The sequence below is a fragment of the Hymenobacter sp. BT18 genome (genome assembly GCF_012273015.1).
GTDB lineage: Bacteria > Bacteroidota > Bacteroidia > Cytophagales > Hymenobacteraceae > Hymenobacter > Hymenobacter lutimineralis.
Genome location: NZ_CP050954.1, coordinates 4,105,569 through 4,121,799 on the forward strand (window position 1 = coordinate 4,105,569; position 16,231 = coordinate 4,121,799).

At 60.8% G+C, this 16,231-nt stretch carries 14 protein-coding genes; 3 read left to right on the plus strand and 11 right to left on the minus strand.

The window, feature by feature from the left end:
- The first annotated feature begins 45 nt into the window (after nt 1–45).
- On the plus strand, nt 46–822 hold the full coding sequence (locus tag HER32_RS17580; protein ID WP_168682824.1) for a hypothetical protein: 777 nt from the start codon (nt 46–48) through the stop codon (nt 820–822).
- 102 nt (nt 823–924) lie between these two features.
- The gene (locus HER32_RS17585) at nt 925–2,853 is read left to right on the plus strand and encodes an ATP-dependent DNA helicase RecQ (protein ID WP_168682825.1); all 1,929 of its coding nucleotides are present in this window, start codon (nt 925–927) and stop codon (nt 2,851–2,853) included.
- A gap of 140 nt (nt 2,854–2,993) precedes the next feature.
- On the opposite strand, the gene HER32_RS17590 is transcribed toward HER32_RS17585, so the two are convergent.
- The 8 genes from HER32_RS17590 to HER32_RS17625 all read right to left on the minus strand — a co-directional run bounded on the left by HER32_RS17590 (nt 2,994) and on the right by HER32_RS17625 (nt 12,141).
- A complete protein-coding gene (locus HER32_RS17590; protein WP_168682826.1) occupies nt 2,994–3,674 on the minus strand; it encodes a type 1 glutamine amidotransferase domain-containing protein in 681 nt (226 codons plus the stop codon).
- 65 nt (nt 3,675–3,739) lie between these two features.
- Nucleotides 3,740–4,738 (minus strand): NADP-dependent oxidoreductase, encoded by a 999-nt coding sequence (locus tag HER32_RS17595; RefSeq protein ID WP_168682827.1) that lies wholly within the window; start codon nt 4,736–4,738, stop codon nt 3,740–3,742.
- A gap of 130 nt (nt 4,739–4,868) precedes the next feature.
- A complete protein-coding gene (locus tag HER32_RS17600) occupies nt 4,869–5,306 on the minus strand; it encodes an organic hydroperoxide resistance protein (protein WP_197748849.1) in 438 nt (145 codons plus the stop codon).
- A 36-nt stretch (nt 5,307–5,342) separates the two neighbouring features.
- Nucleotides 5,343–5,795, minus strand: coding sequence for a MarR family winged helix-turn-helix transcriptional regulator (locus HER32_RS17605; RefSeq protein ID WP_149070450.1), 453 nt, complete (start codon nt 5,793–5,795; stop codon nt 5,343–5,345).
- A gap of 198 nt (nt 5,796–5,993) precedes the next feature.
- Complete coding sequence (locus HER32_RS17610) at nt 5,994–6,293, minus strand: rhodanese-like domain-containing protein (RefSeq protein WP_168682828.1); 300 nt, start codon at nt 6,291–6,293, stop codon at nt 5,994–5,996.
- Nucleotides 6,294–6,388: 95 nt separating this feature from the next.
- Nucleotides 6,389–8,251 (minus strand): T9SS type A sorting domain-containing protein, encoded by a 1,863-nt coding sequence (locus HER32_RS17615; protein WP_168682829.1) that lies wholly within the window; start codon nt 8,249–8,251, stop codon nt 6,389–6,391.
- A gap of 213 nt (nt 8,252–8,464) precedes the next feature.
- Complete coding sequence (locus HER32_RS17620) at nt 8,465–9,250, minus strand: PASTA domain-containing protein (protein ID WP_168682830.1); 786 nt, start codon at nt 9,248–9,250, stop codon at nt 8,465–8,467.
- 134 nt (nt 9,251–9,384) lie between these two features.
- The gene (locus HER32_RS17625) at nt 9,385–12,141 is read right to left on the minus strand and encodes a D-alanine--D-alanine ligase (protein WP_168682831.1); all 2,757 of its coding nucleotides are present in this window, start codon (nt 12,139–12,141) and stop codon (nt 9,385–9,387) included.
- Between the two features lie 176 nt (nt 12,142–12,317).
- Here HER32_RS17625 and HER32_RS17630 point away from each other — a divergent pair, with 176 nt between their 5' ends.
- Nucleotides 12,318–13,502 carry a phosphoglycerate kinase gene (locus HER32_RS17630; RefSeq protein ID WP_149070445.1) on the plus strand — a complete coding sequence of 395 codons (1,185 nt, stop codon included), beginning with the start codon at nt 12,318–12,320 and terminating at the stop codon, nt 13,500–13,502.
- Nucleotides 13,503–13,650: 148 nt separating this feature from the next.
- Here the strand turns inward: HER32_RS17630 and HER32_RS17635 are convergent, their stop codons facing one another.
- The 3 genes from HER32_RS17635 to HER32_RS17645 all read right to left on the minus strand — a co-directional run bounded on the left by HER32_RS17635 (nt 13,651) and on the right by HER32_RS17645 (nt 16,153).
- Entirely contained in the window at nt 13,651–14,253 is a 603-nt protein-coding gene (locus tag HER32_RS17635; protein WP_168682832.1) for a hypothetical protein, read from the minus strand.
- A gap of 75 nt (nt 14,254–14,328) precedes the next feature.
- Nucleotides 14,329–15,525, minus strand: a complete 1,197-nt coding sequence (locus HER32_RS17640) for a site-2 protease family protein (protein ID WP_149070443.1) — start codon at nt 15,523–15,525, stop codon at nt 14,329–14,331.
- Nucleotides 15,500–16,153 carry an HAD family hydrolase gene (locus HER32_RS17645; protein ID WP_149070442.1) on the minus strand — a complete coding sequence of 218 codons (654 nt, stop codon included), beginning with the start codon at nt 16,151–16,153 and terminating at the stop codon, nt 15,500–15,502. Before HER32_RS17645 ends, HER32_RS17640 begins: the two co-directional genes overlap by 26 nt.
- Between the last annotated feature and the right edge of the window lie 78 nt (nt 16,154–16,231).

The window sequence follows — 16,231 nt, forward strand, 5'->3', positions numbered from 1 at the left end:
CACGTAACACAATACGGTACTAAAGGACATAAAAGGAAAGACGCCATGAGCGAAGCAACCAAGAACATCAAAGAGCCAGTTCGTAAGACTAAAGTTGAGAGCTTTGATATCTCGCGTTCTGACGAGACGCTCCATCTGGCGACGGACCTGGCTAAATTCATTAAAGACAACAAGCTCAGCACCACGGTGCAGGGCAAAGAGTTTGTGAACGTGGAAGGCTGGCAGTACGCTGGCTCGCGGCTGGGCATCGTGCCCATCGTCGACCACGTTATCAACGTCTCGACCGACACGGAAATCAAATACCAGGCAAAAGTGACGCTCTTCGATATGCGGAGCGGCCACACGGTAGGCGCTGGCTTTGCCATTTGCTCCAATAAAGAGCAGGGCAAGAAGTTTTACCAGGAGTTTGCCATCATGAGCATGGCCCAGACGCGCGCCATCGGCAAGGCCTACCGTAACATCCTGGCCTGGATTATTCGGGCAGCCGGTTACGAGCCCACGCCCGCCGAAGAAATGGACTATGGTGGAAACACCACCGCAGCTGAAGCGAAGCCTGCCGCCGCTACGCCCGTAGCGCCCATGAAGGCCGTGCCCGCTGAGCCACTGGCTCCCGCCGCCGAAGCTTCGGTAGCGTACGCCTCGGCTCCGCAGAAAGAGGAAATTATCCGGTTGCTGAACCATCCAGTCATCACGCGTCAGGAAAAGACCAAGATGCTGCTCAACATCAACCGCCTCGACGAAGAGCGTGCCACCGGTGCCATTGCTAAGCTGAAGAAAGCTATTGAAGATCGTGAAAACGGTCAGGCTGCCACGGCGGCTTAATCTTCTCCACGTCTTGTTCGAAAGCCCGGTTCCATTAGGAGCCGGGCTTTTTTGTGCGCTGCTGCCTGGGTATTGGGTGCGCCCGGCTAGTACCTTTGCCCCATGTCTTCCCTGCCGGCCACCGACGATATCGAGCACGTACTGCGCCAGACGTGGGGGCACACGGCTTTCCGGCCCTTGCAGGAGGATATCATCCGGGCGGTGCTGGCGGGGCAGGATGTGCTGGCTTTGCTGCCCACCGGTGGGGGCAAGAGCATCTGCTTTCAGGTGCCGGCCCTGGCCCGCCCCGGGCTGTGCCTGGTCGTGTCGCCGCTCATTGCCCTGATGAAGGACCAAGTAGACAACCTGCGCAAGCGCGGCGTGAAGGCCGAGGCCGTGTACGCCGGCATGAGCCACCAGGAAATCGACCAGACCTTGGACAACTGCGTGTATGGCCCGGTGAAGTTCCTGTACGTGTCGCCGGAACGCCTCCTGACGGATATGTTTCGGGCTCGGGTGGCCAAGATGAAAGTCAGCCTGCTAGCTGTGGATGAGGCGCACTGCCTTTCGCAGTGGGGCTACGACTTCCGTCCCCCGTACCTGCGCATTGCCGAGCTGCGTGAGCTGCTGCCCGGCGTGCCGTGCATAGCCCTCACGGCTACCGCTACCGCGCAGGTGCGCCAGGATATTGTGGAGAAGCTGCGGTTTGGCGCTACGCACCGAGTATTCCAGCAAAGCTTTGCCCGACCCAACCTTTCGTATTCCGTCCTGAGCACCGAAGACAAGCTCAAGCGTCTGCTGGAAGTAGTGCGCGGGGTGGGGCCCGACAAAACCAGCATCGTATATGCCCGCACCCGCCGCCAGACCGAAGACGCCGCCGCCTACCTGCAGCAGCACCAGGTGCAGGCCGCGGCTTACCACGCCGGCCTGCCCGCCGAGCAGCGCACCCGCATTCAGCAAGACTGGATGCAAAACAAAATCCGCTGCATCGTAGCCACCAACGCCTTTGGCATGGGCATCGACAAGCCGGACGTGCGGCTGGTAGTGCACCTGGATGCCCCCGACAACCTGGAAGCCTATTACCAGGAAGCCGGCCGCGCCGGCCGCGACGAGAAGTACGCCTTTGCCGTGCTGCTGCAAGGGCCCAACGATGCCGATGAGCTTTGCCGCCGCACCCGGCAGGCCTTTCCGGAGCTGGCGGTAGTGCGTCGGGTATACCAAGCCCTAGCCAACTTTTCCCGCACGGCCGTGGGGGGCGGGGAGCTGGTGGCCTTCGACTTCGACCTGCAGCAGTTTGCCGAAACCTACCGCATCAAAGCCCTGGATGCCCATAACAGCCTGCGCCTGCTGGAGCGGGAAGGATTTGTGCAGGTGAATGAGGCCGTCAACAACCCGGCCCGCGTGCACATCCCCATCGACCACACCGACCTGTACCGATTTCAGGTCGCCAACGCCCAGCACGACCAGCTCATCAAAAGTCTGCTGCGGTTTCACGGCGGGGAGCTGTTCGCGGGCTTCCAGCGGATTTCGGAAAACAGCCTGGCCCAGCACCTGCGCCTGAGCGTAGTGGAGCTGCGCAAGATGCTGCTGTTTCTGCACCGCTCGGGCGTTATTCAGTTTCAGCCCCGTCACGAGTCGCCGCAGGCCCTGTTCACGACCCCCCGCTTCGATGCCGACAAGCTACCCCTGGAGGAGAAGCGCCTGCACCAGGCCCGGGAGCTGGCCCTGCACAAAACCGAAGCGGTGGTACGCTATGGCGCCGGGGGGCGCTGCCGCCAGCAGCTGCTGCTAGAGTACTTCGGCGAGCTAAGTGCCCCGGCTTGCGGAGTCTGCGACTTTTGTTTAGCCAAAAAGAAGGCTGCGCAAGCGCCTACGCCCGTGCCGGCCCTGCGCGAGCAGGTGCTGGCCTTGCTGAATGCGGTGCCCCAAACCCCGCGCGAAATACTTACGCAGTTTCTGCCCGGCCAGGCTACAGCCGTTACCGAACTGCTGCGGGAACTAGTAGACCTGGGCGAGCTGCGCTACGCCCCCGACGGGCGGCTGCTAGTCTAACCGGGTGCGTAGGCCCGGAAAACGCTTGGTCAGGTTGGTGAGGTGTATCCGGCTTTTATAGTATGTCCCAAAAAAAAGCCGCCCTGGTTGCGCCCGAAACAGGGGCAACCGGGGCGGCTGGGCTAGGAGCATGCTCGAAGCTACTTCTGCAGCAGCTTAAGCAGCTCTTCGGCGACCGGCTCCGACGAAGCGGGGTTCTGCCCGGTAATCAGGTTATCGGCTTTCACAACATACGGAGCCCAGTCGGGGCCTTTGGAGTAGTGGCCGCCGTTCTGCTTGAGCATATCCTCTACCAGAAAGGGCACCACGTTGGTCAGTTGCACGGCTTCTTCTTCGGTGTTGGTGAAGCCTGCCACATGCTTGCCTTTCACCAGCGGCTCTCCGCTAGCGTCTTTCACGTGGCGCAGCACGCCAGGGGCGTGGCACACGGCCGCTACGGGCTTACCAGCGGTGTAAAACGTTTCGATCAGCTCAATCGACTTTTTATCTTCGGCCAGATCCCAGAGGGGGCCGTGCCCGCCGGGGTAGAAAACGGCATCGTAGTCGGCGGCCGAAATGGTGTGCAGGGGCACGGTGCTGGCCAGGGCCTGCTGGGCGGCGGGGTCGGCTTTGAAGCGCTTGGTGGCGTCGGTCTGGGCGCTGGGGTCGTCGCTTTTCGGGTCGAGGGGCGGCTGCCCGCCCTTGGGCGAGGCTAGCGTGAGCGTGGCACCAGCATCCCGGAATACATAGTACGGCGCGGCAAATTCTTCCAGCCAGAAGCCGGTTTTGTGACCTGTCTCGCCGAGCTGGTCGTGCGAAGTCAACACCATCAGAATGTTCATGGGAATGGGGTAAAAAAGGTGGGGTAGAAACCCGGGACAACCGAGAAGCGCCCGGGGGAAGAACGTTAAGCGATTTTCACCACGGCTTTGCCGGTATTCTCGCCCGCAAACAAGCCCAGGAAAGCGGCCGGAATATTCTCGAAGCCTTCGACGACGGTTTCGTCGAACTGCAGCTTGCCTTGGTTGTACCATTCCGTCAGCTGGCGCACACCTTCGGGCCAGCGCGGCAGGTAGTCGCTCACGATAAAGCCCTGCAGGCGGGCACTGGTTTTGAGAAGTTTGGCTTCGGGGCGGGGCCCTACCGGCTCAGTGGTGCTATTGTACAGCGAAATCTGGCCGCACAGCGCAATGCGCGCGTGCTTATTGAGCAGGTTGTAGACGGCGTCGGTAATAGCGCCGCCCACGTTGTCGAAGTAGCAGTCGACGCCGTTGGGGGCGGCGGCCGCCAGGGACGCGGCTACGTCCGCGGTTTTGTAGTTGAAGGCCTCATCAAAGCCTAGCTGCAGCAGGCGGGCTACTTTCTCGTCGGAGCCAGCCGTGCCAATCACCCGCGCGCCCTGGAGCTTGGCCAGCTGGCCCACCACCATGCCCACGGCCCCCGCCGCCCCCGAAACCACCACGGTTTCGCCGGGCTTGGGCTGGCAGATGTCGAGCAGCCCAAAGTAAGCCGTGAGGCCGGGCATGCCCAGTAAGCCCAGGTAGTAGCTGGCCGGGGCCTGGCTTCCGGCCGGAATCAGGCTGACGCTTTTTTCTGGGGCCACGCAGTACTCCTGCCAGGGCAGGTTGCCCACCACCAAACTGCCCACCGGCAGGGTAGTACTCTGCGATTCTACCACTTCGGCTACCACGCCGCCACTCAGGGGCTCGTTCACCGCAAAGGGCGCCACGTACGATTTGGCGCTGCTCATGCGGCCGCGCATGTACGGATCAACGGACACGTAGCGCGTTTTGAGCAGCACGGTACCGGGCTGCAGCGCGGGCAACTCCTGTTCCTCAAAGCGGAAGTGGGCGGCCGTCGGCTCCCCGTGGGGGCGGCTGGCCAGTACCAGGGTGTTGGTTTTCATCGGCATGTAGAAAAAACGACCCTGCCGTGTGTGAGGAAGGCCGTAGGCTGGAAAAAACAAGGACTGAATACGGATTCCGACAGCGCAGGCCAGCGGATCCGTACTCAGTCCTTGCGGAAGATGCCAGCTTTTACGCGGGGTTGTTCGTGGCGTTGAGGGTTACTTCAATGTTGCCGCGCGTGGCGCGGGAGTAGGGGCAAATGCCGTGGGCGGCCTCCACCAGTTGCTGGGCCTGAGCCTGCTCTACGCCGGGAATGTTCACGTGCAAGTCGGCCGAGATGCCGTAGCCACCGTCTTCAGCCTGGCCAAACCCGATGAAGGCCTCCACCGTCACGTCGTTCAGGCGCACGCCGGCCTGGCGTGCGGCCACGCCAAGGGCGCCTTCAAAGCAGGCGGCGTAGCCTGCGGCAAACAGCTGCTCGGGGTTGGTGGCGCCAGTCTTGCCGGGGCCACCCATAGCTTTGGGCGTGCTGAGAGCAATGTTCAGCACATTGTCGTCGCTGGTAACCTGGCCGTCGCGGCCGCCTTTGGCTTTTGCCTGAGCAGTGAAGATTTTCTCGATTTTCATGAGCAGCGTTAAAAAAGAAAAGTGAAAATGGCTGTGCTAAGTCAGCCGGGTAAGTAAGGTGTTCAATTGGAGGCGTAGGGCCTCAAACTCGGGTATCGACAGCTGCATGCGCTCCAGCAACTGTTCCGGAATCTGGCAGGCCCGCTGCTGCAGCGTGTCGCCGGCGGGCAGAATGCTGATGATAACGGACCGCTCGTCGTGGGGGGCCCGGCGGCGGCTTACCCACTGCTTTTGCTCCATGCGCTTGAGCAGGGGCGTGAGCGTCCCGGAATCCAGCAGCAGCTTGTCACCCAGCTCCTTCACCGTCAGCTCCCGGTGTTCCCAGAGCAGCAGCAACACCAGGTATTGCGGGTAGGTGAGGTCAAGCTCCTGCAGGAAAGGCTGGTAGGCCTTCGTCAGCATTCGGGAAACGGCATACAGGGGAAAACACAGCTGGTTTTCCAGCTTAAGCAATTCGGCTTTATCGGTGGGAGAAAGGTGTGAGTCCATGGTTTGTACTGGATTAACGTAATTGATTGTACAATGTTTAATTGTGAGCAATCAAAATTTTATAGAATGAGTAAGCAATTGGGAATGAGAAAGTAAATTTTTGTCAGAATGTTCAAAGTTCGTTTAGCCTACAAAGGCAGCGGGACCCAGCCTGTGCTGAGTCCCGCCCGAAATGGCAAGCTAAAGCCGTGCAGGAGCTCAGGCCTGCTGATACGCCTGCATTCCTCCCAGCAGGTTGCGCACGTTGCCGAAGCCTTGCTGCGTCAGGAAAGCTTTGGCGGAAGCGGAGCGGCTGCCGCCTTTGCAGTGCACAATGATTTCCTGATCTTTGAGTTCGTCCAGCTCGTCGAGCTTACCCGGCAGCTCGCCCAGCGGAATGTTGCGGCTGCCATTAATGCGTACTTCCTCGTTTTCCCAGGTTTCGCGCACGTCGATGATGATGGGATTTTCGCCGTTGGCCTGGCGCTGCTTTAGTTCAGTAGGGGTGATATCAGCCATAAGGTGGGCAAGGTGAGGATGAGGAAAAAAGGCGGGCCGGGTCCGGCCGTTGATAAAGCAAAGTTGGGTATTTCAGCAGATAAATGCGCAGACCGTTAGCGGGCCACTACCAAGCGGCGGCTGGTCCGCCCGCCCCCGGGTAGCTCCAGCTGCACCAAGTAAACGCCAGCGGGTACGGAAGCGGGCAGGCGCAGCTCGGGCTGACCAGCTTCAGCGGCTGGCTGCTGCCATACCGTCCGCCCCAGGGCGTCGAGCACCGTAGCCCGGGTGTAGCGTCCCTGCACCCGCACCACGCCCGAGCTGGGATTTGGATACAGGGAAAGTGCCCCCGCCAATTCGGCCGGCTGGCTGGCAGTTACCGTGCCCGTCATCACGGGGCGCATCATGGGGGCACCGGCCGGGGTTGTGCTGGTGGTGTTCCAAGCGCCCCGGGCCTGGTAGTACAAGTAGTCGGTGGGCACGGGGCTGTTCAGATCGAGCCCAAACCGGATAAACTGGCCCGTGGATGGCTGGCCGTAGCCCACCAGGAACGAGCCGCTGACGGGTACCGGGCTGGCAAAGCTTGCTTCTACAAAGCCAGTGGGGCCCGCGGTGGCCGGAATGGTGAAGGTAGCCGAGGCCTTGGCTTGTTCCTTGGGCTTGCCCGTAGCATCCAGCTCCCAGATGGCCACCGTAATTGTGCGCCCCGCGCTGCTCGGCAGCTCAGGGTAGAGCAGCACGCCTTTCACCTGGTCGGGCCGGTTCAGATCAATGCGGTAAGCAAAGTAGGAGGGGGAGCCCCCCGACAAAGCCGGTAGGTTCACGCTGGCTTCGGCGGTGCCGTCGTCGTAGGCATAGTAGTCAGCCAGCTCGGTCACGCGCGAGATGGTGTCGTTGGGCAGCGTGAGCGGGTTAGTTTCCTTGGCATCAAGGATAATGCGGTGCCGGATGCGCTGCGGCGTGCCAGTCAGGAGCTGGTTAGCCACGGTTCGCAGGTCCCCGGTAATAGGCAACTGCCGGGAGTTGGCATCAATGGAGCGGTTGCCCACCAGGTACGTCAGCTCGGCACCGCTGGGCAGGGCCTTGACCGTGCCTGCCCACTCAATAGGCGTGGGCTCCTGCCCGATGGAAAAGCTGTTGATGGTAGTGTACGTCTGGTCGTTAAGCTCCTCGGCGGGGTTGGGGGCGGCGGCCAGCTGCACGGCGGGCATGCTGGCGTAGCGCTTCAGCAGGGACGTGAGCGGGGCACTGGTCGCAAAATCCAGAAATGTGAGGTCCGAGGCCGAGCGGTTGCGGTCCAGCTTCACGTAGTCGATGCTCCAGGAGTCGCGGGTGAAGGCCAGGTTGCCCTGACTGTGAAGGCGGAACCGGAAACCCGCGTGCAGGTAGCGGCTTTCGTTTACCGGAAAAAGCTCCTGGGCAAAATCAGTGCGCTGGCCGGTGCTGCGCTGGGTCCAGATGGTTTGCCAGGTGCCGGCATCATTCAGAAACTCGAGGCGCAGGGCTACCGTGCGCGAGGAGCTGGCGGCCGAAGGCGCCCCCACAATACTGCCCGCCTGCCAGAAAAAGCTCAGGAATACCCCGGAACCGGCGTTCAGCCCGCTTAAATCGATGGGGAGGGAAGTGAGCGTGTCGGTGTCGCCGTAGAAAGAGGAGCTGCCGTACGACTGCCCGTTGGCCCGGAGCCCGTCAAACGTGGCGGCATTCCGGGAAGGGGGCGCTACCGCAAACCGGTTGCTGACGAAGGTGCCCCCCGCGGGGTCCCAGTGCTCGGGGTTGGGTACGCCCTCGGGCTGCTGGGCAAAATCATCGAAAAAGGGCAGGGAAAGTGCCGCCTTGCGGGCCAGCGCGGCTTGGTGCTTAGGCGGCGCTACGCGGCTGGGGTCGGCCGCCAGGGGGCTGACCTGCTGCGCCCACGCGCCCACCGTGGCCAGCATCAACCCGAGCAGAATACCGAAAAAAGTAAGAATACGCTTCATCGTGGGCAAGTTACTGGTTGAATAGTTGTCTTGTTTAATAGCTAAACGGATGCCGATGACCAAGCAGCTTCCCTGCTCCTGGCACTGGCTGCAAGGCGGTGTAAGCAACCATCAACCGTCCAACCGGCAAATCATTCTGGCCTGACAGCTGCTTCAACGAAAAAAGCCCGCAACCAGTGCGGCCGCGGGCTTTTTTCGGGAGGTTTCTTACTCTTACTGAACTTCCTTAATAGGCGCCTCACCGGCTATCCACAAGTCCACCAACTGACCCGTGCGGATGGTAGCACCCGGTGCCGATACCGGCCGTTGCCGCACAACAGTACCTTCGGTTTGGCCTTCTTCGGGAGCTTGATAGAAAGTGGCGCCCATAAGTAAACCTTGGCCGGCCAATAGGGTGGCGGCTTCATCGGCGGGCATATTCACGACGTTGGGCACTGGAAATTCTTGGTTGCCCAGACCGTCACCAACTTGTAAGTCTACTTTAGTGCCTTTGGCGATGGGCGCGCCGGGCGCAATTTCCTTGCCGTTAACCAGTTGCTTGAGTACCGCATTTTGTGCTGGGTCTGGTACCAGTTGAATTTGACCGACATTCAAGTCGTAGCTTTTCAGAATCATCTGGGCGTTTTTCACCGAGCCCTCTGTGAGCTTTGGCATTTTGATGACGGGTGGGTTTTTCATGGCCACCGCAATGTAGATTTTGCGGCCCTGCTTTACCCGGTCGCCGGGGCGGGGCTCCTGCGTGAGCACCGTGCCAGGCCGCACCGAGGCGTCGTAGCTGCTGTCGTCCACGAAGTAGGCCAGGTTCCGCTCGTCGAGGTAATCCTCCAGGGCTTCCTGGTTCATGCCTGTAATTTTGGGGACCACAATCGTTTCGCCGTGGTTGGTGGTGAAGGGCAGGTATACGTAGAAAAAGCCCAGCACCAGCACGGCTACCAGCGCCGCAATGGCGGCCAGGTGCTTCACCACATCCAGGGGCGTATCCGATTTAAAAAAAGACATTTGGTGGAGAACTTAGAGGATAGAGCTTAGATCTGAGAGTTCAGAACGAAGAAGCAAAGCTAGCGAGAAGGGAAAAGTCCTGGGCTAAGCTAGGGGAAAAGCCAATTACGAGGATATCGGGACGAGCCGGCGCTTTATGATTTGAGGGCTGATTTCTCAACTCGCTGCTTGCCAAACTCCAGAATCCGGTCGATGAACTCGTAGGGCGTGTAGCCGGCCAAAGCCGTCTGGTGGAAGATGCAGGTGGCGGGCGTCATGCCGGGCAAAGAGTTTACCTCGATGATGAGTACCTCCACGGCCCCGTTCTGGCGCACCCGCACAAAGGCATCAATGCGGGCGTAGCCCTGAATATTCAGGATTTCGGCCACCCGGCGCAGTTCCTTCTTCACCTCTTCCGACACGCGCTGGCGCTCCGTGAGGTCGGCGGCATAGCGGGCCGGGGTAATATTCTGGCCTTCGCCGGCCAGGAACTTCTCCTCCAGGCTCAGCACCTCGCCGGTGGCCAGGGCTTCCGATGCCTCAAAGACCTCAATCTGCAGCTGGCCATTTTCGTCCCAGTGGGTGAGCAGGCCCCCGGTCACTTCCAGGAAGTGCGCGGCCCCGTCGCGGCTGATGAGGGTTTCTACCAGGAAGGCATCTTTCTGCGGAAACTCTTCCTTGAAGCCCAGGCTGAGCGTGGTAGCCTCGGCAGGCATCAGGTCTTCCTGGTTGCGGAAAATCAGGCGGGTGAAGGCTTCCAGCTCCGCGCGGTTCTTGATTTTCTTTACGGCCGAGGAGCAGCCGTCGTCGGCGGGCTTGGCAATGAAGGGGTAGGGAAACTGCGTCTCCAGGCTGCGGTAGAAGCCTTCGGCATCGGCTTCCCACTCCAGGCGGTTGGCCATGCGGTGCTCGGCCACGCGCAGGCCCGCTTCTCGCAGGCGCTTGTTGGTTTCGAACTTGTTGATGGTAATGCTGGAGCTTTCCACGCCCGAGCCGTTGTAAGGCAAGCCAAATGTCTCCAATTCCCGCTGCAGGGCGCCATCCTCGCCGGGGCGGCCGTGCAGGGCAATAAACACTTCGTCTACCATGCCCGCCAGCTCCTCAAACGACACGCGCCGGGGCTGGGCCGTGGGTTGCCCGGCGTAGGTGCTGGTGATGCCCTGGGCCTCGCGGCGGATACGCTCCAGAATGGGGTGAAGGCCGTGGCCTGCTTCCATGTACTCCACTTTCTCGCGGATGTCGTCGGCGTTGTCCTTCAGCATCACGTTGATGGGCAGCACGTAGAGGCGGAATTCCTCGCTGTTGCCGGTCAGGAATACCGGCACCGGCTCGTACTTGATGCTGGAGCTGAGCTTTTCGTAGATATTCCGGCCGCTTTCCACCGAAATGTGCCGCTCCGAGGAATAGCCACCCATAATCACGGCCACCTTCGTGCGGGTGCGCTCCTCCGAAGCCCGGGCTGCCACGGCGGCATCCAGCTGCGTGAGCAATCCAGCCAGCTTCACGGGCCGTAGCCCGCCGCGCCGCCGCGCCGCCAGGGAAGTGCGAATCAGGAACGTCAGGAACTGCGACGGGTTGAGGCCGATTTCGGCGGCCTGATGGAAGAAGAACGAGGCCGGCAGCATGCCCGAGGTGGTGTTCGGGTCGTTCAGGAACAGCTGGCCATCGGGCCCAATGAAGCCATCCAGGCGGGCATATACCTGGAAGCCGAACGTGCGGAACATTTCCTCGCAGGCTTCCCGGATGCGCTGAATGTCGGCTTCGGGCAAGTCGATGGGCGTGATTTTGCGCGAGAGGCCGGGCAGGTACTTCGAGCGATAGTCGAACATTTCCTCGCCCTTCACAATCTCCGTAGGCGGTAGCGCCAGCGGCTGACCGTTGGCATCTTCGACCACAATGCACGAAAACTCGCGGCCCTGCACGAAGCTTTCTACCAGCACCTGGGTTTCGCCCTCCACGCTGGTCAGGCGCACGGCTTCGGCCGTTTGCAGCCGCTCGTTCAGCACGTTCAGCAACTGCTCGGGCTGGTAGATGAGTTGCGTTTCAGGTTCCGGGTTTTGGGTTTCGGGTTGGTCGTGCGAACCTGAAACTTGAGACTCGAAACCCGAAACTACCACGGGCAGGCCGATACCGTCGCGGATGTCAACCAGCTGCTGCAGCCACACCATTTTCTGGGTGTCCGACAGGCCATGCCACTCCGTTTGAGTGACGGTTTTGCGGAACAGGCTGCGTTCTACGGCAGCCTGAAATTTGGTCACGTCGGCTTCGCGTAGAATGCTGATGCCGATGCTGCTGCCCTGGCGCGGGGCCTTGAACACCAGCGGCAAACCCAGCTCGCGCACCAGGTAATCCAGGGTTGCCTGCGCATCGGCGGCGTCCCATTCTTCGGCCGTAACAAGGCGGAAATCGGGCGTCGGGCGGTTCAGGGCTTTGAGTAGCTTTTTCTGGGCAATCTTATCAATGCCGAAGGCTGAAGGGAGAATGCCGGAGCCCGAGTACGGAATGCCGTACCATTCCAGCAGCCCCTGGATAGCGCCATCCTCGCCGGCGGGTCCGTGCAAAGCCAGGAAGGCGAAGTCAACCAGGCTGGCCAGCTCCCGGGGCTCCACGCGGCGGCCTACTTCCGCGATGATGCGGTCCTGCTCGTCCAGGCTCAGCTCGCCCAGGCTTTCGAAGTACATCTGCACCGGTAGCTCCGCGGGCGGCAGCGCCGACACGGGCGGGTAAAAGTCGCGAATGGTGCCTTTGTAGATGTATTCCCAGTTGAGCAGGATGAAGTTGCCGCGGCTGTCCACAAACACGGGCACGGCCTCAAACAGGGACTTATCCAGATTATCGTACACGGTGCGGCCGCCCGCGAAGCTGATTTCCCGCTCGCGCGACGGGCCACCGAAGAAGATGCCAATTTTCATATCAGGGGCAAAGGTAGTATTTCAAGAGGTGAGGAGAGAATAAGCCGCCTGATGAAAACAAGCACGCGAGATTCCTCGCTCCGCTCGGAATGACGTTCTACCTTCCTCATCCGTTCCTTTATCCTCTCATCCCCTCATTACCTATCTTCGCCCCAGCCAAACCCAATTCCTGTTCCATGAAAACCCTCGATCAGTACAACTTCGCCGGCAAGCGCGCCGTGGTGCGCGTAGATTTCAACGTGCCGCTCGACAAAAGCTTCGCCATTACCGACGATACCCGCATCCGGGCCGCTACGCCCACGATCAAGAAAATTCTGCAGGATGGCGGCTCCGTGGTGCTGCTCTCGCACCTGGGCCGGCCCAAAGGTGGCCCCGAGGATAAGTACTCGCTTAAGCACCTAGTAGCCCGCCTGGGTGAGGAATACGGCCAGGAAGTACAGTTTGCCACCGACGCACTCGACGCTGAAGCCCAGGCTCAGGCGCTGCAACCCGGCCAGATTCTGCTGGTGGAAAACGTGCGGTTCTACGCCGAAGAAGAAAAGGGCAACGCTGAATTCGCGGCTAAGCTGGCCAAGCTTGGCGACGTGTACGTGAACGATGCCTTTGGTGCCGCGCACCGCAAGCACGCCTCCACGGCCGTTATTGCCGAAAACTTCGCCCCCGAGGACCGCGTGGGCGGCTACCTGCTGCAGGGCGAGCTGGACAATGCCAAAAAAGTGCTGGAAGAAGCCGAGCGCCCTTTCACCGCCATCATGGGCGGAGCCAAGATTTCCGACAAAATCCTCATCATTGAGAAGCTGCTCGACAAAGTAGACAACCTGCTCATCGGCGGCGGCATGGCTTACACGTTTGCCAAGGCCCAGGGCGGCAGCATCGGCAACTCGCTGCTGGAAGCCGACAAAATGGACCTGGCCCTGGAGCTTATCGAGAAAGCCAAGGCCAAGGGCGTGAACCTGGTGCTGCCCACCGACAGTCTCATTGCCGACAAATTTGCCAACGACGCCGAAACCAAAGTGACGCCGAACAGCCAGATTCCCGACGGCTGGATGGGCCTCGACCTCGGCCCGGATTCCATCCAGGCATTTTCCGACATCGTGCGCCAGTCGAAAACCATCCTCTGGAACGGACCCATGGGCGTGTTTGAAATGAGCAACTTCGCCAAGGGCACCGAATCGGTGGCCCAGGCCATTGCCGATGCCACCCAGCAGGGCGCCTTCAGCCTCATTGGCGGCGGCGACTCCGCGGCGGCCGTCAACCAGCTGGGCTTCTCGGAGCAGGTAAGCTACATCAGCACCGGCGGCGGCGCCCTGCTGGAGTACATGGAAGGCAAAGAGCTGCCCGGCGTAACGGCCCTGGGCTAGGTTAGAACTTAGAACCGAGAGCTTAGAACTGAGAGCCAAGAAAAGAGCGGGGCTTATCGTTCTGGCAACGCGCCAGCAAACGATAAGCCCCGCTCTTTTCTTGGCTCTCAGTTCTTGATCCTATGCTCTAAGCTCTCGGTTCTAAGTTCTAATTCAGATACGGCGTTTCCAGGTCCTGACCCATGAGCTTGAGCGGGTCCAGGGAAAGCCGGCCGGTAAGGCGGGTGCTGAGTGTGCGCAGCTCTTGCTCCGACAACACGTTGAGGTGGTGCAGCCAGTGGAGGCGGTGCAGCTGCAACTCAATCGGCCCCAAGGGATTCACCTGGGCGTATTCACTGCGCAGGTAGCCGTGGGCGCGGTGGCGTAGCTCGTCGGTGAAAGCCTCGAAAGCGGCCCGCTGGCTGGCTCTCAGCGGCATGGTGATGCGCAGGCGGTTGGTGTACAGGGTAGTGGTAGCGCCATACCAGCGGCGCAAGGCTACGATACTGCCCACCACCAAGCCAAAGGCCAGCATAGCTACCCAGGCCTCCGGGTCGTCGGCCATGTGCAGCGCCGCCGAGGCTAGGTGGTACCCAAGCCACACCAGTACCCAAACCCAGGAAAAAGACCAGGTGGGCTGCGTGTGCTCCACCGACACCGGCAGCAGCTCTTCGTAGGGAATTTCACTTTCCAGCCACGCTACACCGTTCCGCTTCCGCTGGCTGATGTATAAGCCGTGTTGCCGCAAAACCAGCAGGCTGGTTCCGCGCAAAAAGTGCGTTTGAGAAAATTGGAGAAACGTCATCGTGCGTGCCGGCCCGGTGCAACGCCCTGGCCAGCGGATCCATTAAGTAAAGCTAAACGGCGAAGGCGTAAAGCACAGCACAAAAATAAGCAGCATCAGCCAGCCCAGCACCTTGCGGGCGGTACTAAGTGGCTGTTCGTTGGGCGCCGGGGGGTGGTAGATGCCCGTTACCGTGCCCAGCAGCAAGCCAAACGCCAGCCAGCCCGGCTGCCCCTGCAGGGTGGGCAGGGCCGAGGCCACGGCTATCTGGGCGGCCCACACCGCCAGGGCCAGCATGGCGCCCCGCCGTGGAGTAGGCAGGGCCCGCCGAAACACCAGAAACAGGTAAAGCCCATAGGGCAGGCCCCAGTACAACCAGGTGCTGGAACTGGTGCTCAGGGAAAACAGGCCCAGGCCCGCGTAGAAAATGAAGGCGATGAACAGGGCCGCCGACAGCCGGTTGGCCCGCCGGAACCCCAGCAGCCCGTACAGGATGTGGCCGCCATCCAGTTGTCCTATGGGTACTAGGTTCAGGGCCGTGAAAAACAACGACAGCGCCCCGGCCATCAGCACGGGGTAGTGCATCAGCTCATTAGGATGCGGTAGCCGCGCGGGGTCAGCAAACAGGTATTCCAGGCCCTGATACAATAGAGGCTTGGCCAGCGTAATGGTTTCGCCGGACTGCTGGTACACGTAGCGGGCATATTCGGCACCGTAGACGCGGTACTCCGGGTGAATGGTGAAGATATACTCCAGCGGCGGCAGGTGCGTGAAGCCGTAAATAAGCACGGGTATGGCTACCAGAAACCCCGCTAGCGGCCCCGCTAGCCCTACATCGAAATACTCCCGCCGCGAGTAAATGCGGTCCTTAATGCGGATGACGGCGCCAAACGTGCCCAGCGTATTGAAAAAGCCCGTGAAAAACGGAATGTAGTAGGGCAGCGAAGCGCGGATCCGGTTGTGGCGGGCCGTGAAGTAGTGGCCAAACTCATGCACCGTGAGCACACCCAGGAAGGGCACCGAAAACCACAGCCCCTGCACAACCTCGGCAACCTGGAAACCCGGCTCAGCAAAAGTAAACCGGCCCGTTATCCATTCGGCCCCGGCCAGAGTAGTGGTAGCAAGGGTGACCAGAAACAAAACCAGGTGTAGCAGGTAACGCTGCCACCGGGGCCGCGCGGGTCGCTCGTAGCGCCGGAAAGCAACCGGACTTTCGGCTGCGGGGGCATCAAAATCAGGCGGAAGGGGAGTCGAAGGCACGAAGGGCAGGGGGGAGGGCGTCGGTGAGGGTGAGGGGCGGGGCCAGAAACAACGTACGTAGGCCGAGCCGCCGGGCCGTCTCAATGTGTTGAGAACTGTCTTCGATAAAAAGGGTTTCGTCGGCGCGCCAGTTCATTTCGCGCAGGGCATGCCGGAATATTTCTTCCCCCGGCTTGCGCAGGCCCACTTCTTGCGAGTAAAACACGCGGTCCAGACAATCGGCAATGCCGTGCTCCAGGCCGTACTGGGTTTTCAGCCGCCGGTTGATTTCCTCGATGTGAATCTGGTTGGTGTTCGAGAGCAGGGCCGTTTCGTGGCCCTGGGCGCGTAGCTCGGCAATGTAAGCCAGTCGCTCAGCCGGCACGTCCAGGAGCATAGCATTCCAGGCAGCGTCCAGCTCCTCATCAGTGGCCTGCAGTTCGTAGTGCGTGCGCAGCCCGGCCCTAAAGGCCTCCGGCGTAAGCCGGCCGGTTTCCATCAGGTCGAACAGCTCACTTTGCGCGGCCTGGGTGAAGGCAATGGTGCTGCCATGCTGGTGCAGGCGGGCCATGGCATCGAGGGTGCGCTGGTAGTCGATGTTGATAATAACGCCGCCGAAATCAAATAGCAGGTGGGGTTTCTTTGCCATGAAAGCAGGGGGTAACGTATTGGTGGTTTGCTAATTGCCTGATGAGGTGCGCATGCAGACCAGCGTCAGCGGAAGGCA

Coding starts and splice junctions, on each gene's coding strand:
- HER32_RS17580 (WP_168682824.1), top strand. CDS start 46: ATGAGCGAAGCAACCAAGAACATCAAAGAGCCAGTTCGTAAGACTAAA.
- HER32_RS17585 (WP_168682825.1), top strand. CDS start 925: ATGTCTTCCCTGCCGGCCACCGACGATATCGAGCACGTACTGCGCCAG.
- HER32_RS17590 (WP_168682826.1), bottom strand. CDS start 3,674: ATGAACATTCTGATGGTGTTGACTTCGCACGACCAGCTCGGCGAGACA.
- HER32_RS17595 (WP_168682827.1), bottom strand. CDS start 4,738: ATGAAAACCAACACCCTGGTACTGGCCAGCCGCCCCCACGGGGAGCCG.
- HER32_RS17600 (WP_197748849.1), bottom strand. CDS start 5,306: ATGAAAATCGAGAAAATCTTCACTGCTCAGGCAAAAGCCAAAGGCGGC.
- HER32_RS17605 (WP_149070450.1), bottom strand. CDS start 5,795: ATGGACTCACACCTTTCTCCCACCGATAAAGCCGAATTGCTTAAGCTG.
- HER32_RS17610 (WP_168682828.1), bottom strand. CDS start 6,293: ATGGCTGATATCACCCCTACTGAACTAAAGCAGCGCCAGGCCAACGGC.
- HER32_RS17615 (WP_168682829.1), bottom strand. CDS start 8,251: ATGAAGCGTATTCTTACTTTTTTCGGTATTCTGCTCGGGTTGATGCTG.
- HER32_RS17620 (WP_168682830.1), bottom strand. CDS start 9,250: ATGTCTTTTTTTAAATCGGATACGCCCCTGGATGTGGTGAAGCACCTG.
- HER32_RS17625 (WP_168682831.1), bottom strand. CDS start 12,141: ATGAAAATTGGCATCTTCTTCGGTGGCCCGTCGCGCGAGCGGGAAATC.
- HER32_RS17630 (WP_149070445.1), top strand. CDS start 12,318: ATGAAAACCCTCGATCAGTACAACTTCGCCGGCAAGCGCGCCGTGGTG.
- HER32_RS17645 (WP_149070442.1), bottom strand. CDS start 16,153: ATGGCAAAGAAACCCCACCTGCTATTTGATTTCGGCGGCGTTATTATC.